The organism is Pararhizobium polonicum (genome assembly GCF_001687365.1).
Taxonomy (GTDB): Bacteria; Pseudomonadota; Alphaproteobacteria; order Rhizobiales; family Rhizobiaceae; genus Pararhizobium; species Pararhizobium polonicum.
Genome location: NZ_LGLV01000009.1, coordinates 272,599 through 294,264, shown reverse-complemented (window position 1 = coordinate 294,264; position 21,666 = coordinate 272,599). Strand labels below are relative to the sequence as shown.

General features: G+C 61.8%; 20 protein-coding genes. 9 read left to right on the top strand and 11 right to left on the bottom strand.

The window, feature by feature from the left end; translation table 11 throughout:
- Positions 1-159: 159 nt before the first annotated feature.
- Positions 160-1,896 (top strand): gamma-glutamyltransferase, encoded by a 1,737-nt coding sequence (gene ggt, locus ADU59_RS16220; protein ID WP_068955197.1) that lies wholly within the window; start codon positions 160-162, stop codon positions 1,894-1,896.
- A 150-nt stretch (positions 1,897-2,046) separates the two neighbouring features.
- Here the strand turns inward: ggt and ADU59_RS16215 are convergent, their stop codons facing one another.
- Both ADU59_RS16215 and ADU59_RS16210 read right to left on the bottom strand, forming a co-directional pair.
- The gene (locus ADU59_RS16215) at positions 2,047-2,646 is read right to left on the bottom strand and encodes an alpha/beta hydrolase (RefSeq protein ID WP_068955155.1); all 600 of its coding nucleotides are present in this window, start codon (positions 2,644-2,646) and stop codon (positions 2,047-2,049) included.
- Positions 2,647-2,658: 12 nt separating this feature from the next.
- Entirely contained in the window at positions 2,659-3,591 is a 933-nt protein-coding gene (locus tag ADU59_RS16210) for a VOC family protein (RefSeq protein ID WP_068955154.1), read from the bottom strand.
- Between the two features lie 416 nt (positions 3,592-4,007).
- Here ADU59_RS16210 and ADU59_RS16205 point away from each other — a divergent pair, with 416 nt between their 5' ends.
- The 3 genes from ADU59_RS16205 to ADU59_RS16195 all read left to right on the top strand — a co-directional run bounded on the left by ADU59_RS16205 (position 4,008) and on the right by ADU59_RS16195 (position 5,209).
- Complete coding sequence (locus ADU59_RS16205; RefSeq protein ID WP_068955153.1) at positions 4,008-4,217, top strand: cold-shock protein; 210 nt, start codon at positions 4,008-4,010, stop codon at positions 4,215-4,217.
- A gap of 177 nt (positions 4,218-4,394) precedes the next feature.
- Positions 4,395-4,610 carry a hypothetical protein gene (locus ADU59_RS16200; RefSeq protein WP_068955152.1) on the top strand — a complete coding sequence of 72 codons (216 nt, stop codon included), beginning with the start codon at positions 4,395-4,397 and terminating at the stop codon, positions 4,608-4,610.
- 218 nt (positions 4,611-4,828) lie between these two features.
- Positions 4,829-5,209 (top strand): DUF6481 family protein, encoded by a 381-nt coding sequence (locus ADU59_RS16195; RefSeq protein ID WP_068955151.1) that lies wholly within the window; start codon positions 4,829-4,831, stop codon positions 5,207-5,209.
- Positions 5,210-5,285: 76 nt separating this feature from the next.
- On the opposite strand, the gene ADU59_RS16190 is transcribed toward ADU59_RS16195, so the two are convergent.
- The 4 genes from ADU59_RS16190 to ADU59_RS16175 form a co-directional block, all read right to left on the bottom strand.
- Complete coding sequence (locus tag ADU59_RS16190) at positions 5,286-7,433, bottom strand: mechanosensitive ion channel family protein (protein WP_244506449.1); 2,148 nt, start codon at positions 7,431-7,433, stop codon at positions 5,286-5,288.
- A 98-nt stretch (positions 7,434-7,531) separates the two neighbouring features.
- Positions 7,532-10,384 (bottom strand): response regulator, encoded by a 2,853-nt coding sequence (locus ADU59_RS16185; protein ID WP_099050843.1) that lies wholly within the window; start codon positions 10,382-10,384, stop codon positions 7,532-7,534.
- Between the two features lie 217 nt (positions 10,385-10,601).
- Positions 10,602-12,083: a glycogen synthase GlgA gene (gene glgA, locus ADU59_RS16180; protein WP_068955194.1), complete on the bottom strand. Its 1,482-nt coding sequence runs from the start codon at positions 12,081-12,083 to the stop codon at positions 10,602-10,604.
- A 266-nt stretch (positions 12,084-12,349) separates the two neighbouring features.
- Positions 12,350-12,577: a DUF2934 domain-containing protein gene (locus tag ADU59_RS16175; RefSeq protein ID WP_068955150.1), complete on the bottom strand. Its 228-nt coding sequence runs from the start codon at positions 12,575-12,577 to the stop codon at positions 12,350-12,352.
- A gap of 321 nt (positions 12,578-12,898) precedes the next feature.
- Here ADU59_RS16175 and ADU59_RS16170 point away from each other — a divergent pair, with 321 nt between their 5' ends.
- A complete protein-coding gene (locus ADU59_RS16170) occupies positions 12,899-13,267 on the top strand; it encodes a hypothetical protein (protein WP_068955193.1) in 369 nt (122 codons plus the stop codon).
- A gap of 10 nt (positions 13,268-13,277) precedes the next feature.
- Here the strand turns inward: ADU59_RS16170 and ADU59_RS16165 are convergent, their stop codons facing one another.
- Both ADU59_RS16165 and ADU59_RS16160 read right to left on the bottom strand, forming a co-directional pair.
- Positions 13,278-13,958 carry a spermidine synthase gene (locus tag ADU59_RS16165; RefSeq protein WP_068955192.1) on the bottom strand — a complete coding sequence of 227 codons (681 nt, stop codon included), beginning with the start codon at positions 13,956-13,958 and terminating at the stop codon, positions 13,278-13,280.
- A 186-nt stretch (positions 13,959-14,144) separates the two neighbouring features.
- Positions 14,145-14,828 carry a TetR/AcrR family transcriptional regulator gene (locus ADU59_RS16160; protein WP_068955149.1) on the bottom strand — a complete coding sequence of 228 codons (684 nt, stop codon included), beginning with the start codon at positions 14,826-14,828 and terminating at the stop codon, positions 14,145-14,147.
- Positions 14,829-14,956: 128 nt separating this feature from the next.
- Here ADU59_RS16160 and ADU59_RS16155 point away from each other — a divergent pair, with 128 nt between their 5' ends.
- A complete protein-coding gene (locus ADU59_RS16155; protein WP_068955148.1) occupies positions 14,957-15,220 on the top strand; it encodes a hypothetical protein in 264 nt (87 codons plus the stop codon).
- Positions 15,221-15,327: 107 nt separating this feature from the next.
- Here the strand turns inward: ADU59_RS16155 and ADU59_RS16150 are convergent, their stop codons facing one another.
- Both ADU59_RS16150 and pncB read right to left on the bottom strand, forming a co-directional pair.
- Positions 15,328-17,148 (bottom strand): methyl-accepting chemotaxis protein, encoded by a 1,821-nt coding sequence (locus ADU59_RS16150; RefSeq protein WP_068955147.1) that lies wholly within the window; start codon positions 17,146-17,148, stop codon positions 15,328-15,330.
- Positions 17,149-17,353: 205 nt separating this feature from the next.
- Positions 17,354-18,658 (bottom strand): nicotinate phosphoribosyltransferase, encoded by a 1,305-nt coding sequence (gene pncB, locus ADU59_RS16145; protein ID WP_068955146.1) that lies wholly within the window; start codon positions 18,656-18,658, stop codon positions 17,354-17,356.
- A gap of 267 nt (positions 18,659-18,925) precedes the next feature.
- Here pncB and ADU59_RS16140 point away from each other — a divergent pair, with 267 nt between their 5' ends.
- From ADU59_RS16140 to derI, 3 genes are read left to right on the top strand one after another with little or no spacing between them, the layout of a single operon-like run.
- Positions 18,926-19,711, top strand: coding sequence for a DeoR/GlpR family DNA-binding transcription regulator (locus tag ADU59_RS16140; RefSeq protein ID WP_068955145.1), 786 nt, complete (start codon positions 18,926-18,928; stop codon positions 19,709-19,711).
- Entirely contained in the window at positions 19,708-20,475 is a 768-nt protein-coding gene (locus ADU59_RS16135; protein ID WP_068955144.1) for a triose-phosphate isomerase, read from the top strand. Before ADU59_RS16140 ends, ADU59_RS16135 begins: the two co-directional genes overlap by 4 nt.
- A 26-nt stretch (positions 20,476-20,501) precedes the next feature.
- A complete protein-coding gene (gene derI, locus ADU59_RS16130; RefSeq protein ID WP_037110215.1) occupies positions 20,502-20,939 on the top strand; it encodes a D-erythrulose-4-phosphate isomerase in 438 nt (145 codons plus the stop codon).
- A 146-nt stretch (positions 20,940-21,085) separates the two neighbouring features.
- Here the strand turns inward: derI and ADU59_RS16125 are convergent, their stop codons facing one another.
- On the bottom strand, positions 21,086-21,400 hold the full coding sequence (locus ADU59_RS16125; RefSeq protein ID WP_068955143.1) for a DUF6074 family protein: 315 nt from the start codon (positions 21,398-21,400) through the stop codon (positions 21,086-21,088).
- Between the last annotated feature and the right edge of the window lie 266 nt (positions 21,401-21,666).

The following is a 21,666-nucleotide window of genomic DNA, read 5'->3' as shown; positions in this document are numbered from 1 at the left end:
ATTGCATATGCCGCAGGTCACCCCACCCCGGAGCTTTGCTCCGACCCTCCCCCTCGAGGGGAAGGTGAAGATGCACCACTTTTCCATCCTCGAAGGATGGCATTGCCGGCCGATCTCGGCAAAGATGACGGACACAAAAACCGGAACCGGGAGAACGCCATGCTGTCTGTTACCCGTCGCGGAACCTTCGCCGCCCTCATCCTTTCCATCGCCCTTTCCCCGGCCTTGGCCGCCTCGCCCGAACCGGTCAAGGCCGAACATGGCATGGTCGTCAGCGCCCAGCATCTCGCCTCCGATGTCGGCGTCGATATCCTCAGGAAGGGCGGCAATGCGATCGATGCGGCGGTGGCCGTCGGTTATGCGCTCGCCGTTGTCTATCCCACCGCCGGCAATATCGGCGGCGGCGGGTTCATGACCATCCGGCTAAAGCACGGCAAGACCACCTTCCTCGATTTCCGCGAACGTGCACCGCTCGCCTCCACCAAGGCCATGTATCTCGACGGCAAGGGCGAGATCGTCAAAGGCGCAAGCACCAGCGGCTATCTGGCGGTCGGCGTGCCCGGCTCGGTGATGGGCTTGGAAACCGCCCGTGAGAAATACGGCACGCTGTCGCGCGAGGAACTGCTGGCGCCGGCCATCCGGTTTGCCAAGGATGGTTTCGTCCTCGATCAGGGCGACGTCGCCTCGCTCGGTAACGGCGCGAAAAAACTGTCGAACGACAAGGCTGCCGCCGCGATCTTCCTCAAACCCGGCGGCAAGACCTTCGAAATCGGCGAAACGCTGGTGCAGCCCGATCTCGCCGCCAGCCTGACCAGCATTTCGCAAAACGGCCCCGACGCTTTCTACAAGGGCGCCATCGCCGACGATATCGTCAAGGCGAGTGCCGCCGCCGGCGGCATTCTCGCCAAGGCCGATTTCGAGCAATATACGGTGCGTGAACTGAACCCCGTGACCTGCAACTACCGCGGCTACGAGATCGCCTCCTCGCCACCGCCAAGCTCGGGCGGCGTGATCATCTGCGAAATCCTCAATGTGCTGGAAGGCTATCCGCTGTCCTATCTCGGCTATGGCTCGGCCGAGACCGTGCATGTCATGGTCGAAGCCATGCGCCATGCCTATGTCGACCGCAACTCGGCGCTCGGCGATCCGGATTTCGTTGAAAATCCGGTCGAAAAGTTCACCGACAAGGCCTATGCCAAGGAGATCCGCGAAAAGATCAGTCCGTTCAAGGCAGGCATCTCGAAGGACCTGATGCCAAAGGGCATGGGCGAAAGCACCGAGACAACGCATTATTCGATCATCGACAATGACGACAATGCGGTGGCCGTCACCTATACGCTGAACGGCTCGTTCGGCGCAGGGGTCGTTGCGCCCGGAACCGGCATCCTGCTCAACAACGAGATGGACGATTTCACCTCCAAGCCCGGCTCGCCCAATCTCTACGGCCTTGTGCAGGGCGAGGCCAATGCGATCGAACCGAAGAAGACGCCGCTGTCATCGATGAGCCCGACGATCATCTCGAAGGACGGCAAGCCCTTCATGGTCATCGGCAGCCCCGGCGGCGCCCGCATCATCACCATCACGCTGGAAACGATCATCAACGTCATCGATCATGGCATGAACATCCAGGAAGCCATCGACGCCCCGCGCATCCACCATCAGTGGCTGCCCGACACGGTGTTCATGGAGCCCTTCGCCCTGTCGACCGACACGCTGAAACTGCTGAGCGAGATGGGCCATGATGTCCAGATCGACGCCAGCTGGCCGGTCTGGGGCCAGGCGGCGGGCATTCTGGTCGGCGGCAAGACTGTGGCTGAAATCGAGAAAGGCGGCGGCGCGCGCTACAACGGCGCGATGGACAGCCGCGCGACATCGGGGGCGGCAAGCGGGTATTGAGATACCCTCCCCCTTGAGGGGGAGGCTCGGAGCGAAGCTCCGGGGTGGGGTGATCCGCGGCATATACAATGGACCATGGTGTTCGCGGTAGTCACCCCCACCCGCCGCTTTGCGGCGACCTCCCCCCTCAAGGGGGAGGTAAGATAAGCCTCACCCCAGAAACCGTTGAACCGCCTCGATCTCGTTCGGGCGGATATCATGCCCGCCCGTGTGCCATTCAGTTTCCACGCTGGCTTTCTGTGCCGTAAAATAGTCGGCAAGGGCCTGCGTCAGCGGCGCCGGGCAGATGGGGTCGCGCTGGCCGGCGGTGATCAGGATCTTTTTGCCGGCAAGCGACGCATTGGCCTTCGGTTTGAAGGGAATGAGCGGATGCAAAAGGATCGCCTTGGCAAACAGGTCTTTCTCGATCAGCAGGTTGGCGAGAATGTTGGCGCCGTTGGAAAAGCCAAGGCCGATGATCTCGGACGCCTGGTGCTCCGCCGCCAGCCGGGTCACGAACTCGGCCATCTTGTCGGTTGCCCGGGCAAGATCGGCCATGTCGTAGACGCCCTCGCCGGTGCGGCGGAAGAAGCGCGCCGCACCGTGTTCGGACACGTCGCCGCGCGGCGAGACGATCGTTGCATCGGGCAGCAGGTCGCCGCCGAAATCGAAGAACTGCCGCTCGTCGCCGCCGGTGCCGTGGAAGACGAAGAAGATCGGATGTCCAGGCGCCCCGGCCTTCAGCCGGTGCACGTAACCATAGTCGCTCATGATGTCTCTCCCTTAACCTTCCAGCTTTGCCAGATGCTGTTCGAGGATCGGCCGCAAGTGCTTGTGCTGCTGCGGCAGCTTCAACGCCTCACCGAGATGGGCGGTATCCTCGTCGCGGTCGAAGCCCGGTTCGTTGGTGGCGATCTCGAACAGCACGCCGCCCGGCGCGCGGAAATAGATCGCCCAGAAATAGTCGCGGTCGATCACCGGCGTGACATTGTAGCCGGTGTCCATCAAAGCCTTGCGCACCTCCAGCTGCTTTTCCCGGTTTTCGACCGAGAAGGCGACATGGTGCACAGAGCCCGCGCCCTGCTGGCCGCGCTGGATGTTCGGCATGGTTTCGAGATCGACAAGACCGGCGCCATTGCCGCCGGGCACGATCAGCCGGGTGACGCCATCCCTGGCCTCCAGCGTCTCGTACCCTATGAATTTCAACAGCTCGGCTGTCGCCCCTTCATCGCGAAGCCGCATGGCAACGGAGTGGAAGCCGCGGATCGCGTGATCCCCGGAAACGCCGTTGGCGGTCCAGACCGGGCGATTGTCGTCCCTGACCTCGACCAGCGCAAAGCCGTCGCCGTCGGGACCGGCAAAGTTCAGCCGCTTTTCGCCAAAGGTTTGTTCCGCCTTCAGGCCGGTAACGCCGTGGCTAGAAAGCCGGTCGCTCCAGAAACCGAGCGACCCTTCCGGCACCGAGAACACGGTGGTGCCGACTTCGCCGGTGCCCGGACGGCCCGGGCCCATGTCGGGGAACGGGAAATAGGTCATCACCGTGCCGGGTGCGCCGGTCTCGTCGCCATAATAGAGGTGATAGACATCCGGTGCATCGAAATTGACGGTTTTCTTGACCCGGCGCAGGCCCAGCACATCGGTGAAAAACCGGTTGTTGGTGCGGGCGTCCGCCGCCATCGCGGTGACGTGATGCAGTCCCTTGATCTGAGTGAGCATGATCTGATCCCTTTCTGCCCGCTGAAACCCGGGCCCCGTTTCACCTCCCTAGATGGGCTCATTTCCGCCCTGGCGATAGACGCGCGGGACTGGACGGATTGTCTTCCAGAAGTGAACAGCAAAAGGAAACTGTTCGAAGATTGGCCGGCAGGTGCTGGCGGACTGTGCCGGCGGCGAAGTGACGTGAAGAAAAGACGATCGCAATCAAAGGGCGTATTTCTCCGGCATCAAAAACCAAAAGTTGACAAACCGGAAAGATCGGTCTATTGCTTCGGCCATCGATAGTTGTTTGACTGATATTTGTTTCTGCCCGCGCTTGTCGCGTCTCTGACGAACTTCCCCCTTCAAAAATCGAGATTACTGACCGCTGTGCGTCGTACAGCGGTGGATAGATGTTGCTATTGAAAGGGTTCGTTATGACCACTGGCACAGTTAAATGGTTCAATTCCACAAAGGGCTTCGGCTTCATTCAGCCTGACAACGGCGGCGCGGACGTTTTCGTTCACATCTCCGCTGTCGAGCGTGCCGGCATGCGCGAAATCGTCGAAGGCCAGAAGATCGGCTACGAGATGGAACGCGACGCAAAGTCGGGCAAAATGTCCGCTTGCCAGCTCCAGGCTGCCTAAATCGGATCTAGCCTCTCCGGTGACCACGGATGTACTGGCATCGTTGAAGAGGTAAAAATCCAATGGAAGGTCAGGCCTCTTGCCTGGCCTTTTTTCTTGGCCGAACGGCCAATACGCACACCGTTTCGACAGAATGATCTGGCTGAAACGCAGGTGCGATAGCACCAGGATATCATTTTGACCGAGAATTCGACAAAAGCCCGCGATCAGGCGGAATCCGCCTTCAGCAGGACGCAGACCCAGTTCATGGCCCGCAACCGGACGATTTCGGAAATCGACGCCGTGGCGGCTGAGCGCGAGGCAAAGACCCTGCGGCTGCGCGAACTGCGGCTGGAAAAGGAAGCTGCCGCGCCCGTCAAGGCCGCAGTCGTGCGGAAATCCGCAAAACGCTGATTGCGTGACGCAGTTTCCCCGGCCGCCATATCGCTGTTATGCTTTCGCGTCATGAAATAGGACGTGAAAGACGGCAGTCTCTCTGTTTTTTTACCGCTTCCACCCTATCTTGAGGAAGCACAAAATGCGAAACGACACCTGTGTCGGCTGGCAAGGCGATAAATTCTTTCCCGGCCACGACCGACCGACGATACATTCACCAACAAGGACGACGAAGATTGAGACACGCATCCGATAATGGCTTTGCCGATCGGCGCAAAGCCGCAGCCGAAGCCAAGCAGCAGCTTCTGAAGAAATTTGCAACGGCCCCGAAGGCCGACGATCCGGCGCTGGCTGCCAAGCTTGCCGAGCGTCAAGCCAATGCGGCTGCCCGCGAAGCCCGCCGCGCCGAGCGCGACCGCCTGAAGCAGGAAGAAAACGAGCGCCAGCTCGCCGAAGCGGCGGCACTGACGGCCGCAGCCGAACTGGAATCGAAAGCCGAAGCAACGGCCCGTGAAGAAGCGGCCCGTGAGCGCATCGCCCGTGTTGTCGCGGACGAAGCCGAACGCAAGGCCGAACGCGATCGCCGCTATGCGGCCCGCAAGGCCCGCCAGCGCTAAATTGCTGTGTCGGCAAGCGCGGTGAGCCGGATCATTGTGTCCGGCCCTGCCTCCCGGTTCGGCCGGCGAAGGCGTTTCAGGCCCCCTCGCCGCTTTCGGCCAGTTTCTTCAGGTCCATCGCGGTTTTCACCGTTGAAGCCGCCGCCGCGGCCGACGACGAATCGCCACCGGCGACCTGAACTGTCGGCGACGCGAAGACGACGCCGTTCTGGGTAAACGCCTCGCGGATCATCATATAGGCCCGCCGGCGGATCGTCGTCTGATATCCCGGCTTGGTCATCATCGCGAAGCTCAGGTCGATGCCGTAGTCGCCGAACTGCTCTACGCCCTTCATCTTCAGCGTTTCGATGATCAGCGGCCCAAGCTCCTCATCCTCGAGCAGCGCCGCCCCAACCCCCTTGACCATTTTGCGGACCTTGTTGATGTCGGTATCGTAGCCGACCGAGATCGTGAACTTGTCGATCACCCAGTCGCGGCTCATGTTTTCGATGGCGCCGAGCGTGCCGAAGGGCACGGTGAAGACCGGGCCGCGATGGTGGCGCAGCTTGACCGAGCGGATGCTGAAGGATTCGACGGTTCCCTTGTAGCTGCCGCTCTGGATATATTCGCCAACCCGGAAGGCATCGTCCATCATATAGAAGACGCCGCTGATCACATCCTTGACGAGGGTCTGCGACCCGAAACCGATGGCCACGCCGAAGATGCCGGCACCTGCGATCAGCGGGGCGACCTGCACGCCGAGGCCGGACAGAACCATCATCACGGCGATCAGGGCGATGACGATGGCCAGCATGGTGCGCAGGATCGGCAGCAACGTCAGCAGCCGGCCGTTTCGCGCCGCATGCGCGCTGTCGGCGGTGGAAACCTGCGCGTGCTCCAGCGTCCGGTTGATCACCGCCTTGGCGATCTGCCACAGGATATCGGCAACAAGCAGGATGATCGCACCCGCCAGAACGCCCTGGATGATGCGGTCGGTCATCGCTTCACCGGTGAACATCGACGATCGCTTGTTGATGAGGAAGGCGAGCCACAGAACGGCAAGCGTGATGATGATCGCCCGCGCCCCGCGCTCCACCAGCACTTCGACCACGGGATTGCCGCTGCCGGGAACGTCGGGCGTGCCGCCGAAGGCATTTCGCGCCATCGCGGTGGTCGCCTTCAGGAGCCCCGGCAGGATGAGCGCGTAGATGCCGAGCCAGAGGATGATGACGAGGCCCGCCACCCACAGCCCCCACAGCAGGCACAGATAAAATGTCAGCGCCCATTCCATGGCCCCGCGGCCATGCGGCCGGGCTATGGCCGCCGGCCGGTTCCAGACGGTCTCGATGGCAACCAGCAGCATGCCGAGTCCGAGCGCGTAGCCGACCGTGGCCCTGACGCCGGGCTCGATGCTGAGCGCAACCATCACGCCGACCAGAGCCCAGCCGGCAAAAAAGACGCAGGCGAACCAGAAGATACGTTTGTACCAGAAGACTGCGGAAGCGCGATCGATCGGAACCAGCCCGGCTGTGGCCGCAACGTCTTTGCCGGTGCGCGGCCCAATCAGGACAAGCCGGGCGATGCGGATCACGAAGCGGCAGGCAATGACACCCAGAAGCAGAGGCAGCATTATCGCGTCCAGAAGCGGCGGCCAGGTCATCGCCATGAACAGGCCAAGGCTCGCCAGGCTGAAGGCGACCAGAGGCGCCAGCACCGCAAACAGGTGGCGGCCGGCACTGTGCAGCGGATTTTGCCTTGCCCCATCCGTCTGCGCCAGCGCCGCATGCATGCGGCTGCGGCTGGCAATGCGGTGAAACAGCCACTCGGCGCCGAGACCGATCAGCACCATCGTCAGGAAAAGCCCGAACACGCCGAGCGGACCGTGGCCATTGATATCATCGGCGATGGTGCCACCGGCGCGCATGAATTCGGACGAAACCTGGGGAATTGCCTCGCCAATTTTGCGCAGATGGTCGCGTATCCTGTGTCCCAAAGCGCTGAATTCCGTTGCGGACATGCTCGTGTCCGCTTCAGCGGCCGGCGCAGCCGTCTGCTTGTTCAGCAAGGCGCGGATCTCGGGATCGTCGAGCAGCTTGATGAGTTGGTCGACCTTGTCCGCCGATGCCGCCGGACTGGCGGTCTGCGCCAGAACGGGCTGAACGGTGGAGACCGCAGCCACACACATCAGCAATGCGGCGAACCAGAGCCGCAAGACGGATAGCGGGATATCGAAAGTCCTCTTCACGCGCCGCTCCCTCAACTGATCTCACCCGGCCAGCATATTCATGCAATTTAGAGAGTTAGATCATTGCCACTACACTTTGTCACCTGCCTCCGGCCCCTTCAGCCAACCAGCCCCCGGCCTCCTGTCACGAAAGCGATGGCGGCGGCCAGCGTCTTGCCGGAAAACGGTTTGACGACCAGTTGCACCAACGGCCCCGGCGTCACGCCTTCGACATCGCTGTGGCCGGTGGCAAAGACCACCGGCAAACCGGGTAGCAGGATCCTCGCGCGCTCCGCCAGCATCACCCCCGACATGTCGGGAAGCCCGACATCGGTGACGAGGACATCGACGGTCCGTTCGGACAGGACCACAAGCGCCGTCTTCGCGTCGGCTGCTTCCAGCACGGCGTAACCCTGATCCTCGAGCATATCGACCGTGCTCGCGCGGATCAGCCAGTCGTCTTCGCAGACCAGGATCGTCTGTTTGCCATCCGGCCGCATCCCGATGCCGGCCTCCTGCGCCGGGACCTCCACCGCCGATGCGCGTGGCAGCGCCTTGGCCAACACATGGCGGATCCGGCGAGCAAGCGCTTCGCGGGTATAGGGTTTGCTCAAAAGTTCGACCCCTTCATCGAGGCGGCCGGAATGGACGATGGAGTTTTCGGTATAACCGGAGGTGAACAGCACGCCCAGATGCGGCAGCCGCTCCAGCGCCTTGCGCGCCAGCTCGGGGCTTTTCAGCGCGCCGGGCATAACGACATCGGTGAACAGCAGATCGATGGATGCGCCGCTTTCGATGATTGTCAGGGCGCTCTGCGCGTCCCTCGCCTTCAAGACCCGGTAACCGAGATCGCTGAGAATGGCGACGACGGTATTGCGCACGGCCTCGTCATCCTCCGCCACCAGAATGGTTTCGTTGCCGCCGATGACGGGACCGGCATCTCTCTCGACGATCACGTCTTCGGACTGCGGCGATCGCGGCAGATAGAGCTTGATCGTCGTGCCTTGGCCTAGCTCGCTGTAGATCTTGATATGGCCGCCGGACTGCTTGACGAACCCGTAGACCATCGACAGGCCAAGCCCCGTGCCCCTGCCCTCGGGTTTCGTGGTGAAGAATGGCTCGAACACCTTCTCCAATGTTTCCACCGACATGCCCGTGCCCGTATCGGTGACGGCGAGCAGGACATATTGCCCGGGCGGGACATCGGCATAGGCCTGGGCATAGTCGCTGTCGAGGAAGGCATTGCCCGCCTCGATCGTCAGCTTGCCGTTGCCGTCCATGGCATCGCGGGCGTTGATGGCGAGATTGAGGATGGCGTTCTCGACGTTGCCGGGGTCGATATAGGTATTCCACAGGCCGCCGGCGACAATCGTCTCGATCTCGATCGCCTCGCCGAGGGACCGGCGGAGAATATCATCCAGATTGCGCAGCAGCCGGCCGATATTGACGACCTTCGGCGCCAAAGGCTGGCGGCGGCCGAAAGAGAGCAGTTGCGATGCGAGTTTCGCGCCGCGTGCGACGCCGGCCATGGCATTGTGGATACGCTGTTCGGCCCGGTCGTTGCCCGCCAGCTCGCTGAGGAGCAATTGAAGATTGCCGCCGATCACCTGCAGCAGATTGTTGAAATCGTGTGCCACGCCACCGGTCAGATTGCCGATCGATTCCATCTTCTGGCTCTGGCGCAGGGCGTCCTGGGTCTGGAGCAGTTCCGTGGTGCGCGCCTCGACGCGCTGCTCCAGCGTCGCCGCCAGATCGGCAAGGGAGGCCTCGGCAATCTTCTGCTCCTGAATGTCAGTGTTGGTGCCGATCCATTTCTCGATCCTGCCGGTGGCATCGCGCAGCGATACGGCACGGGCGATATGCCAGCGATAGGCACCGTCGTGCCGGCGCAGCCGGAACTCCGCTTCATATTGCTGGCCGGCATGGCGCGCTGCCGCCCAGGATTCAGCGGCATTCCGCAGATCGTCCGGATGAACGATGCTGCCCCAGCCGTCGCCATCGAGCGTGCCTGCGGGCGCTCCGCTGTATCGATAGACGCGGTCGTTGAACCAGTCCAGCCGGCCATCCGGCCGAGCGGTCCAGACATGGTTGGGCATCGACTGCGCCAGATTGCGGAACCGCGCCTCGCTTTCGCGAATGGCAGCCTCCGCGCATTTGCGGTCGGTAATATCGAAGGCAACGCCGATGAAGCGCCGCTGCCCGCTTTCGGGACTGGAGACCACCTCGCCGCGCCGGGCGATCCAGCGGATGTCTCCGGTTGCGGCGTCGACCCGGCGATATTCGACATAGTCGAGCGGATTGTTCTGGCCGAGTTTGGCCGGACCGCTTGCGGTGCGATCGTCCGGATGCAGCAGATCGACCAGAAGCCGATCCGTTACCACGACATCGGCGGCAAGGCCCCAGATCCGGCGATACTCGTCCGACACGTCCAGCATTCCGGTCTCCGGATACCACTCGAACGTGCCGATGCCACCGGCCTCCTGGGCGATGCGCAGGCGCTGTTCGGTCCGGACGCGCAGGGTCGTATCCACCACGATGGCCAGCACGCCCGCCGGGATGCCATCATCGTCCGGGACCGGACTGCAGTCGAGGTTCAGCCAGACGTCTTCCGGCGCGCCGTTGCGCTCGATCACCAGATGCTGGTCCCTGCAGCTGAGTGTTGCGCCGCCCAGCACGGCATCAAGCACATTGGCATCGAAGGCGACGATCTCGGGCCAGTGCTCCCGTATGTTGGAGCCGAGCGATGCCGGGTGGCGCCCGCCGGCAAAAGCCGCGAAACCGTCGTTGTAGATCATGACGCCGTCGGCGCCCCACATCAGGAGCATAGGCACCTTGGCGCGCAGGACGACGGCAACGATAGACTTGAGCCCTGTGGACCAGCTCGAAAGAGGGCCGATCGATGTCTGCGCCCAGTCGAAGGTATTGATCAGCGATGCGATCTCGCCGTCCACGGCGAGGAACGGGTATCGCATGTCGGATGCAGCCGCTTGCATGAAAACCTGAAATGAAAAAGAGTAAATTCCGCGCCACGACATCAATCGTCAGCAAGGGCTAGATAGAGCGCTTTGCCCGCGCATCAATCGCGTGCCGGCAAAGTTTTTGCCACTTTCCTGTTCGCCCGAAAACAGGCCCGAAAAGGATAGCACATCTGGGCTTTTCAAGCACGAGCCAGTGGACAGATAGAGGACGTTACTCCGCCGCCTTTGCCAGAGCGGACGGCGCTTTTCTCCGGCGGTCGGGAATGAGCTGGGCGTAGAGGGCCGCATATTGTCCGGCGCTTCGCTCCCAGGAAAAATTGGCCTTCATGCCCTGGTTCTGCAGCCGCGCCCATTTCTTCGGCTCGCGATAGGCAGCGAAGGCGCGGTGGATGGAAAACCGCAGGTTCTCCGCCGTTGCCGGATGAAACTGGAAGCCGGTTGCCACCCGGGCCGAGACCGCCGCGTCATTGGCATCGATGATCGTTTCCGACAGGCCGCCGGTGCGCGAGACGACAGGGACCGCGCCGTAGCGCAGGGCATACAGTTGAGTGAGGCCGCACGGTTCGAAGCGCGACGGCTGGATGATGACGTCGCAGCCTCCGTGGATGAGGTGGGCGGTCGCTTCGTCATAGCCGATCCGCACGCCGATCCGATCGGGATGCCGGCCGGCGGCGGCCAGAAGCGCCGTCTCGATATGCTCCTCGCCCTTGCCGAGCACGATCAGCTTGCCACCGAGCGCGGAAATCTCCTCCGCCACCTCAGCCAGCATGTCGCCGCCCTTTTGCCAGGTCAGCCGGGTCACGGCGGCAAAGACCGGTCCCGGTCCGCCATCCAGCCGGAAGGTCTCCAGCAGTCTGGCGCGATTCTGTTCTCTCAGCCGAATTCTCTTGTGGTCGTATTTGACCGGCAGATAGGCATCCGTGGCCGGGTTCCAGATATCCATGTCGATGCCGTTGACGATGCCGGTCAGCGCCCGTGGACGTGAACTGAGCGCCCCCGCCATGCCCATGCCAAGCTCCGGCGCGATCACTTCGCGGGCATAGGTGGGGCTGACGGTGGTAATGGCGCTGGCGGTGCGGATGCCGCCCTTGAGATAGCTGACATCGCCGTAATATTCGAGGCAATCGAGCGACACCGCTTCCGGCGGCAAACCGATCTGGCTGACGACCGAGGTTGGGAACTGGCCCTGGAACGCCAGATTGTGGATCGTCAGAACGCTCGGAACCTTCCTGGCATTGCTCGAATATTGCATGTAGACGGAAGTCAGCGCCGTCTGCCAATCATGGGTATGGACCAGATCGGGCGACCAGCCCGCGATCAGACCGCCGGCAATGGCCGATGCCACATAGGACAGGACGGCGAAGCGTTTCCAGTTGTCGGGATGATCGTGGCCCCATTCATCGAGATAGGGACCGCCGGGACGATTGTAGAGGGCGGGCGCATCAAGGATGAGCAGATCGAGCTGCTCGTAGCGCGCTTGCAGCAGCGAGGCCGGAGCGCCGAACAGATCGGGGAAGAAATAAATCTGCCGGGCATCGGGCAGATTGGCAAACAGCTGGGGGTATCCGGGAACCAGCGTGCGTGTCTGGCAATTGTAGCCTTCCAGAGCCTTCGGCAACGAGCCCGTGACATCGGCGAGACCGCCGGTCTTGATCAATGGAAAAATTTCCGACGCCACCGAAAGTATCTTCACGCAGATCACATTCCTTGTACCAACGGTTTATCACTGCGACGCGATTGCACGAAGCACGTCGGCGAGCCCCATGATGTGGCAAAGAGAAGTCGATGTCCGCAGAAAAGCGCATCGGGGATCAAATTTTTTGCAGTGCGAAAACGATCCGCTACAAACGGCAAGGTCGCGCCTCCACTATCGCGTCCAGACACCTCCGGACACGGGAACCGCAGCGTGGAACCGTGTGAGATGCCGGCTTTCCGGCATCTCACCGCATGTCAAAGAAATCAGGCAGTCCGGCTGCGCTTGCGTGTGGCAGGTTCGATTGCCGCGTCGTTCTTGACGACCGAGAGCTTCGAGGCCTTTGCAGGCGTCAGCGGAATGCTGCCGGCTTCCTCCGTCAATTCCCGCAATGCCTGCAGCCAATGCGTGTCGTGGCTGCCGTCCGGGTGGCCATCGGCTTCCCAGAGAGCATAGGCACGTATTCTGATATCGTCTTCGCTGATACCCGTCATCTGCTTCTCCCTTGCAAAATGGTCAACAACAACTGTGACGAGAGCGCTTGGTTTCGCCGGAAATTTCAGCACGATCTGTCACCGCACTGAATTTTCGGACCTGGAAACCGGGGATTCTACAACAGGATTACGCGCTCCCAAGGCTGCGAAAAGGACGCGTCAAAAACGATTCGCACCCAATCCTGGGTGTAGTTTGCGTGCAATCCAAAGATAGCGCAACCACTACGTGGTGTTTTTGCACTGTCTTCTTCGGAACGAAAAACGGCCAGCCCCGTTATGTCCCTTGGGCTGGCCACAGGGCCGGCAATTCGGGAGCTTGCCATGAGAACAATCATCCTCGCCCTGGCGTTGATCGCCACTCCGGCCGCCGCGCAGACGATGAAGGTCGAGGATCTGTGCGTGAAAGTGGCAAAGCACCTGCTGATGACCGAGACCTTGCACACCGGCGTGGTCCAGTCGTTCCCCGAACTCAAGCCGCCGGGCGCGCGTATGACCTATTCCACCCGCGACGGCGTCGAGAAAAAGGACATGGTCGATACGTTCGAATGCCAATTCGACAGCGCCAAGCCGCCGTTCGGGCTGAAGCGCTTCTGCCTTGCCAGCACTTGCTACTCGGCGGATGAAAAGAACGAGGAAAACAAGCGCAGGTTCGAGGAGGTCCGAATCCTGCTGGAGCGCGACGGCCTGTAGCCGCCCAGTGCTATGAACCGTTCCTGGTCGCCATCCAGATGACATGACGGGCGCCACGGCCTTTGGTGCTGGCGCGCACCGACAGTTCCTCGACAGCAAACCCGGCGTCGCGCAGCCGCCGCGTGAACCCCGCATCGGGCGCCGACGACCAGACGGAAAGAACGCCGTTCGGCCTGAGCGCCTTGCGCGCCGCGCGCAGGCCGGAGACGCTGTAGAGATCGTCATTGGCCCTGCGGGTCAGCCCCTCCGGGCCGTTGTCGACATCCAGAAGGATCGCGTCGTAGCCGCTGGAGGCTGATTTGATCAGATGGCCGACATCGCCTTCGCGGATCACCACCCGCGCATCGTCGAGGCAGCCCGAAAACACCTCGGCCATCGGCCCACGGGCCCAGGCGACGACGGCAGGCACGAGTTCGCCGACCGTTATCCGCGCATCTTTGGGGAGTTCGGCGAGCGCCGCCCGCAGCGTGAAGCCCATGCCGAGCCCGCCGATCAGCATATGCGGCCGGGCATGGGTGCGGATTCGCTCGTAGGAAAGGCGCGCCAGCGCCTCTTCCGAGCCGCTGAGGCGGCTGTTCATCAGTTCGATCGCGCCGAGCATGATGGAGAATTCGCTGCCGCGCTGCTTCAGCCGCAGTTCCCCGCCGCCATCGGGCATTATCGCTGTATCAATCAGGGTCCAGGGTATCACGCGCGCTTCCAATCGTTTCAGGCGGACGCGATAGCACAAATGGATCGGGAAAACAGTCCATAACATCGCCACACCGCGGCTGAGCAAGGAGCCGGTGTCGGCTGGCTATGAAGGACTTGGGGGTTCCTCTCCCGTGCCTCGACGGGATCGAGACCGGAGGGAAACAGGCCGACCGTGGATCAAGGCCTATGGAGCAACAGTTTCGGGGGGAGTGTTTGCCGGCTGGCGGTAGGCGGCGATCGCTGCTTCGCAAGCTCGTTTGAACCGCATCGAGGGCCCTTCGCTGCCGGTGGCGAGTTTGCTGACCTGGGCGCCCTCCATCAGCATCGAGAGGGTATCGGACAACAGTTCCGGCTCGCTTACCCCGGCATCGCGACAGAGCTTTTCGAGGCGCTGGCGCTGCGCCAGCTTGAAATTTTCGATGACCACATGGGCCGGATGGCCCTGTTCCTTGAGTTCGACGGCGGCATTGGCAAGGTCGCAACCAAATTTATTGTCTTCGAGACACTGCGCTCTGGCCTTCACCCAGCCCATGAGCTGGGCCATCGGGTCGTTTGGATGGGAGGCTTCAAGCTGGTCCCAGAAGGCGGCTGCTTTTTCCGATGTATATCGCAAAGCCTCACAGACAAGGTCGTCCTTCGAGCCGAAATGACGGTAGAGCGTCATCTTGTTGGTTTCGGCGGCCTCCGCGATGGCATCGACGCCGATGCCGCGGATTCCGTGTTGCCGAAACAGCTCGCAAGCCATTGAAACAATACGATCGCGCGGCGCCTGACGCGCCTGCACACAGTCACCTTTTTCCAGCCTTACATCTGCCGGTTTCGGGGCTGATACGGATTTCGAATTTTTATTGACAAGGCTTCTTGACATAGGTGTGACCGGTCGGTAACTATTCGAATGTTACTTAGTGGTAACACCGCAAGAAAACGATGTCAAGTTTAAGACACCGGCCGGGATCCGCCCGCCGGAAAAGACGATGAACCCGAAGGAATACCCCAATGCACCAGGCAAACAGCGATCTGACCATCACAGAGGTCCTGACGGACCCGATGATCCGTGCCGTCATGCGTGCGGATGGCGTCACGACCAATGAAATGAAAACGCTCCTCTATTCGGCTGCCAGCGCACTTCGCCAGATGCAGCCCGGGACGGTGAGCGCCAAGAATCATACGGCCAACCTGCTCGCGGCGCCCAAACGCCGACTGCTGTCGATGGTCCACCCCCTCGCCTCGCGCGCCGACTGCCTGCGCCTGAGCGCGTAGCACAACCGTTCTGCCGGCGCTTCCCCCAACAGGAGCGCACATAAAAAACCCAGCCGGGCACCTCCGCCGGCTGGGTTTTTCTTTTCAGGCCCGGGCTCCGGCGGCACTTATGCCGCGCGGCGTCCGTAAGCATCGCTGCGATCGGTGGCCTGCAGCGTGAAGCGCGCAATCAGGGCGCGCAGATTGACGCTCTCATTGGCCAGCGTCGCCCCCGCCGCATTGGTCTCCTCGACCATCGCAGCGTTCTGCTGGGTAACCTGGTCCATCTGGTTGACGGCGGTGTTGACCTCGGCAAGGCCCGCTGACTGCTCGCGGGCCGATGTGGCGATGGCATCCATGTGCTGGTTGATCGTCACCACATAGGCCTCGATGGTCTTCAGCACGTCGCCGGTTTCGCTCACCAGCTTGACGCCGTTTTCAACCTCGGCCGTGGAATTGCGGATCAGCTCCTTGATTTCCTTGGCGGCCTTGGCAGACCGCTGCGCCAGTTCGCGCACTTCCTGGGCGACGACGGCAAAGCCGCGCCCCGCGTCCCCTGCCCGCGCCGCTTCGACGCCGGCGTTCAGCGCCAAAAGGTTGGTCTGGAAGGCGATCTCGTCAATGACGCCGATAATGCTGGAAATCTGGCTGGACGACTGCTCGATCCGGCCCATGGCGTTGACCGCGCTGGCAACGACGACGCCGGACTGCGATGCACTGGCATTGGCCTTGGCGGCGATGCTGCGCGCCTCCTCGGTGCGCCGCGACGAACTGGCGACATTCACCGTGATCTGGTCGAGTGCGGCGGCGGTCTCTTCCAGCGAGGCCGCCTGCTGCTCGGTGCGGCGCGACAGGTCGTCGGCGCTGTGACTGACTTCGCGCGATCCGGTGTCGATCAGGTCGGCGGCCTGCGCCACCGAAGACAATGTCTCCTGCAACTGGCTGACCGTGGCGTTCAGATCATGGCGCAAGGCCTCGAAATCCGGTGCAAATGGCTCGTTCAACTGGAACGACAGATCGCCGGCGGCAAGCCGCTTCAGGCCAGCAGCGAGACCGGAGGTCGCCTGCCGCAGGCGGGCTTGCGCGGCGGCTTCGGCCTCTGCCGTGAGGTGCTGGCGGTCGGCTTCGGTCCGGCGGCGCACTTCCTCGGCCTCGAGTTCCAGGCGCCTGTTGGAGATAGCGGCCTGGCGAAACACCTCGACAGCGCCGGCCATGGAACCGATTTCGTCGGCGCGGTCGGCATAGGGAATGGCCTTGTCGGTATCGCCATCGGCCAGATTGATCATCGACCGGGTGATGATGCCGATTGGCCGCGCGATGCCGCGCAGGGCATAAAAGGTCGATATCGCGATCAGCAATGCAACGGCCGCGATGATCGCATAGACGAAGGCGGTTGCCGATCCATGGGTATCCGTCGTCAGCTGGACAGCCTTGCCGACATCCTCGAATTTCATCGCGGCCAGCTCGTCGATCGCCTGAAAGGCGGGATCGGAGATCGTGTTCATGTTGGCCAGCGCCTTGGCGGCGCCGTCATACATGCCCATCTTCGACAGGTTCATCATGCCTTCACCGGCCTTGATATAGGCGTCGATCCCGTCGGTGATCCGCTTCAGAATGTCGCGCTCCTTGTCCGAGGCGGCAAGTGCTGCATAGCGTGTCGTGACCGTCCCGATATCATCCTGCGATGTCTTGATCGCTTCTTCCGCCGCTGCCGTCGCCTGCGGCGACGCGGCGGTGATATGGGCGAGATAGTCGATCTTCATCTCCAGCATCTTCGCCTTGATGTCCTTTGCCGCCAGCATGCCGGGCAGTGATTCAGCGGTGATGCGCTGCGTCGCCTGCTGGATGCGCGACAGGGAGTCGAGGGAGATCCAGGCGAAACCGGCCATGATGATGGCAATGGCCGAGAAGATGGCGACAAGCGACGTTCTGATAGACGGTCGGGACATGCACGGGCTCCATAATCGGTACGGTCCTTCCCGTCGCAGACGGTGAAGGGGCAACCCGGAGCAGGCCTCATGACTGGCGGGATCGATCTGCCGGATTCATTCCGGCAGCGCGCTCAATTTCGTCGCCAATATCCACTTAAAACGATTAAAACATGGTAAGCGTTTGAACTTCTGCCCAATCCGTTGGCAAAAGCCTCAAACGCGGTCAGACTTTGACGGCCTGTTCGGCAAAATCCTCGGTTCCGAAGAATTTCAGATAGCGCTCGACCTCCGACGGTTCGCCGGTCGCCTTGCGCGGATTGTCCGAGAGCTTGACGGCCGGCCGGCCATTTGCGTCGCTGACCTTGCAGACGATGGAGATGGGATTGAGGCCGCTGATCTCCATCGGCGCACAACCGGCAAAATCATTCGTCAGGTTGGTGCCCCAGCCGAAGCTCATCCGGACCCTGCCTTCGAAATGGCGGTAGGTTTCGAGGATCGTCTCGGCGTCCAGTCCGTCCGAAAAGATCAGCAGTTTCTCCCTGGGGTCGCGGCCCATCTTCTGCCACCAGGCGATGATCTTTTCACCGCCTTCGATCGGCGGCGCGCTGTCGGGGCGAAACCCGGTCCAGTCGGCCACCCAGTCGGGCGCATCGCGCAGGAAAGCCGCCGTGCCGAAGGCATCGGGCAGAACGATCAGAAGATTGCCGCCGTAAAGCTGGTTCCAGTCTTGCAGGACCTTGTAGGGTGCCTCGCCCAACTCCTGATCGTTGCGCGCAAGGGCGGCAGCGACCATCGGCAGTTCGTGCGCGTTGGTGCCGAGCGCTTCGAGATCGGTATCCATGGCGAGAAGTACGTTGCTGGTGCCGGAAAAGGACTTGCCGATGCCTTCCTTCAGCGCCTCGACGCACCAGCGCTGCCAGAGGAAGCTGTGGCGGCGGCGGGTGCCGAAATCGGAAATGCGCAGATCCGGATAGGCCCGAAGCTGCTCGACCTTCGACCACATCTTGGCTTTCGCCCGGGCATAGAGCACATCCAGGGCAAAAGGCCCCATATCCTTCATCGCCGTGCGCGAGCGCAACTCGTTGACGATCGCCAGCGCAGGAATTTCCCACATCGTCGTATGGGTCCACTTGCCCGGAAAGGTCAGTTCGTATTGACCATGCTTGCGTGACAGTTCGTAGTCGGGCAGCTGGAAATCGGCGAGCCAGGCGAGGAAGTCGGGCGCGAAAATCTGCTTGCGGCCGTAGAAGGTGTTGCCGGCGAGCCAGATCATCTCCTTCTTGGTGAAGCGCAGATTGCGCACATAGTCCAGCTGCTCGCGCAATTCCTGCTCGTCGATCTCGTCGGTGAGAAGCACGGTCTTGGTGCGGTTGATCACCGAGAACGTGGCGTCGACTTCCGGATAGAGGCGCCAGATCATCTGCAGCATCAGCAGCTTGTAGAAATCCGTGTCGAGCAGGCTGCGCACGACCGGATCGAGCTTCCAGGCATTGTTGTAGACCCGGCGAGCGATGTCCGTCTTGGTCATGAAAAATCTCCCCCGCTCCGGCACTGCATGCGCATGTGTGGTTCACCCCGCAGTCATGACACGGCATTCGCCCCCGCCGCAACAGGCCGATGCAACAAAGCAAAACTCCAAAGGCAGAAAGCCCGACAATCTGCGGCCCGGCTTGGCACTGCCAGGTGAAAATATCACATTTTCACATATTAAAATCACAAAACATCACAATGAAAGTTGCAATTCGCAAAGTTTCCGTTATTTTGGCGATGAATAAGCCCGAAAGAGAGCAGCTTGATGAAGCCTGACGACCGGCGGCAGGAGATCATGGACATTCTGATGGAAGCGGGCTCGGCCTCCGTCGAGGATCTCGCCGGCCGCTTCGGCGTCAGCAAGATGACCGTGCACCGCGATCTCGACGATCTCGAGCAGGCCGGCCTCCTGCGCAAGGTGCATGGCGGCGCCTCGATCCAGTCGAGCCCGCAATTCGAGAGCGATTTCCGTTACCGCGAGAAAATCGCGGCGGAAGAGAAGCGGCGGCTGGCGCAGCATGCCGCAACACTGATCGAGCCCGGCCAGATCATCATCATCGACGACGGTTCGACGGCGGGCGGCCTGGCGGATCATCTCAAGGATATCCGGCCGCTGACGGTCATCACCAACAATCTCGGCGTCATCAACAAGCTCGCGCCGGTGGCCGGCATCGACGTCATCTCGCTCGGCGGCCAGTATTCGAAGAAGTTCAACGGATTTTTCGGCATCACCACCGAGGAAGCCCTGCGTTCGCTCAGGGCCGACGCCGCCTTCCTGTCAAGCTCGGCCATTCACGGCGCCTCCGCCTTCCATCAGGACCAGGAAGTGGTCCAGACCAAGCGGCAGATGATGACCTCGGCGGCGCGCAGCTATCTGCTTGTCGATCACGGCAAGTTCGGAAAATCCGCCCTGCACTTCCTGACAGGGCTCGATGGTTTCGACGCTGTTCTGACCGGCGCGGAAATCGATCCGGCCTATGAGGCGGATCTGCGCGAGGCCGGTATCAAACTTCAAAAAATTGGCGCAAAAGCCACGGAGGAAACCGCATGACAAAGACGTCCGTCTGGGTTGGAACCAGCTGGAAGATGAACAAGACGCTCGCCGAGGCGATGGTCTTTGCCGACGGACTGGCTGAGGCCGACGCGGCGCGCGACAGCCGCATCCAGCGCTTTGTCATTCCGCCGTTTACCGCCGTCCGCCAGGTCAAGGACCGGCTTGCCGGCACAAGCGTCAAGGTCGGCGCGCAGAACATGCATTGGGACGACGCCGGCGCATGGACCGGTGAAGTCTCACCGGTCATGCTCAAGGATTGCAATCTCGATATCGTCGAGCTCGGTCACAGCGAGCGGCGCGAACATTTTGGCGAGACCGATCGCACGGTGGGCCTGAAGACAGCGGCGGCCGTCCGGCATGGCCTGATCCCGCTGATCTGCATCGGCGAGACGCTGGCCGAGCGGGAATCCGGCCAGGCCGATACCGTTCTCAAGCGGCAGGTCGAGGGTGCCCTGGCCCTGCTGAAGGGCGACGACAAGAGCAAGCCTGTTCTCCTCGCCTACGAGCCGGTCTGGGCGATCGGCGTCAACGGCATTCCGGCCTCCGCCGACTATGCCGACGCGCGCCATGCACTGATCGCACAATGGGCGAACGCGGTCCTCGGCGTTGCCGTTCCCGTCCTCTATGGCGGCAGCGTCAATCCCGGCAACTGCGAGGAACTGATCGCCAAGCCGCATATCGACGGCCTGTTCATCGGTCGTTCTGCCTGGGATGTCGCGGGCTATCTCGACATCCTGAAACGCGTCTCCTCGACACTCTGAAAACACGTCAACGGAAGGAAACAGTCATGAAAATCGCAATCGGCGCCGACAGCGCAGGCAAGCCGCTTCTCGACATCATCGAGGCCCATCTCGCCACCAAAAGCGGCCTTGAAGTCAGCAACCTCAGCCAGTCCGGCTTCTACGCGGACCTCTCCAAGGGATTGGCCGAAACCATCGTCAGTGGCCAGAACGACCGCGGCATCCTGATCTGCGGCACAGGCATCGGCGTCTCGATCTCGGCCAACAAGGTGCCCGGCATCCGCGCCGCGCTGACGCACGACACCTATTCGGCCGAACGCGCCGCCAAGTCCAACAACGCCCAGATCATCACCATGGGCGCACGTGTCATCGGGCCGGAACTGGCAAAGGCCATCGTCGACAAGTGGCTGGAATCCGAATTCGATCCGAACGGCTCGTCCGCCGGCAACGTCCAGGCGATCGACAGGCTCGACGCCGGCAAGTGATCCTCTGATCGAAGACCTTCCGCAGGTTATGTAGATCCTCCCTCATATCCTGCAGAGCGACGCCCGGCGAAAATGCCGGGCGTTTTCGTTTGGCCTGCGGAGGCACGCGCCTATCCCCGTCGGGGAACGAAGCAGCTTTTCGAGATTTAGGGATTAAGACGGTAGCCGTCCTGCGCTTCCGCAGCCAGGCGGTCCGAATAGCGCCGCATCATCTCCACCTGGACCTCGGTCTGGAAGGCCATGACCTGCGTGCGGATCGCTTCTTCGGTGCATCCGAGCTTGCGCAGGTTTTCCGCTAGCGCGCGGCACTCGGTCTTCCAGTAGAGAAGAGCCTGCTCGCCATGGATGTTTTCGAGCTCCGAGGCGCAGCGACGGACAGTGCTGACCTGTCCCGACAGAGGAAACGGCACGATCCGTTCTTCCGTCTGCGAAAATCGCACATCCTTCAACGCAGCACTCATCCGGCGGTTCTCCATGTTGGCGATTCTGATTTACAAAGCATATGGTTAACGCTTCGTATCCACGGCGGCCGCTTTGCCATTTTAGTGGCCGAAAGAGCCGTTCCGGTGGGCTGGCCTGCCTCCCGGACGCCAGCTCCCGCTCGTCCTCACCAATTTACGATTGATCGCCCGGCGCGAGTTGCCTGTCGCAAAATATGATGATCGCGCCTTCACGGCACGGGTCTTTCCCGCGGATAGACCTGGGCGAGCTCGGTCCGAATTCCGCT

What these genes read in the sequence shown, in the direction of transcription:
- ggt (WP_068955197.1), top strand. Translation starts at nt 160, where the DNA reads ATGCTGTCTGTTACCCGTCGCGGAACCTTCGCCGCCCTCATCCTTTCC.
- ADU59_RS16215 (WP_068955155.1), bottom strand. Translation starts at nt 2,646, where the DNA reads ATGAGCGACTATGGTTACGTGCACCGGCTGAAGGCCGGGGCGCCTGGA.
- ADU59_RS16210 (WP_068955154.1), bottom strand. Translation starts at nt 3,591, where the DNA reads ATGCTCACTCAGATCAAGGGACTGCATCACGTCACCGCGATGGCGGCG.
- ADU59_RS16205 (WP_068955153.1), top strand. Translation starts at nt 4,008, where the DNA reads ATGACCACTGGCACAGTTAAATGGTTCAATTCCACAAAGGGCTTCGGC.
- ADU59_RS16185 (WP_099050843.1), bottom strand. Translation starts at nt 10,384, where the DNA reads ATGCGATACCCGTTCCTCGCCGTGGACGGCGAGATCGCATCGCTGATC.
- ADU59_RS16175 (WP_068955150.1), bottom strand. Translation starts at nt 12,577, where the DNA reads ATGACGGGTATCAGCGAAGACGATATCAGAATACGTGCCTATGCTCTC.
- ADU59_RS16170 (WP_068955193.1), top strand. Translation starts at nt 12,899, where the DNA reads ATGAGAACAATCATCCTCGCCCTGGCGTTGATCGCCACTCCGGCCGCC.
- ADU59_RS16160 (WP_068955149.1), bottom strand. Translation starts at nt 14,828, where the DNA reads ATGTCAAGAAGCCTTGTCAATAAAAATTCGAAATCCGTATCAGCCCCG.
- ADU59_RS16155 (WP_068955148.1), top strand. Translation starts at nt 14,957, where the DNA reads ATGCACCAGGCAAACAGCGATCTGACCATCACAGAGGTCCTGACGGAC.
- ADU59_RS16150 (WP_068955147.1), bottom strand. Translation starts at nt 17,148, where the DNA reads ATGTCCCGACCGTCTATCAGAACGTCGCTTGTCGCCATCTTCTCGGCC.
- pncB (WP_068955146.1), bottom strand. Translation starts at nt 18,658, where the DNA reads ATGACCAAGACGGACATCGCTCGCCGGGTCTACAACAATGCCTGGAAG.
- ADU59_RS16140 (WP_068955145.1), top strand. Translation starts at nt 18,926, where the DNA reads ATGAAGCCTGACGACCGGCGGCAGGAGATCATGGACATTCTGATGGAA.
- ADU59_RS16135 (WP_068955144.1), top strand. Translation starts at nt 19,708, where the DNA reads ATGACAAAGACGTCCGTCTGGGTTGGAACCAGCTGGAAGATGAACAAG.
- derI (WP_037110215.1), top strand. Translation starts at nt 20,502, where the DNA reads ATGAAAATCGCAATCGGCGCCGACAGCGCAGGCAAGCCGCTTCTCGAC.
- ADU59_RS16125 (WP_068955143.1), bottom strand. Translation starts at nt 21,400, where the DNA reads ATGAGTGCTGCGTTGAAGGATGTGCGATTTTCGCAGACGGAAGAACGG.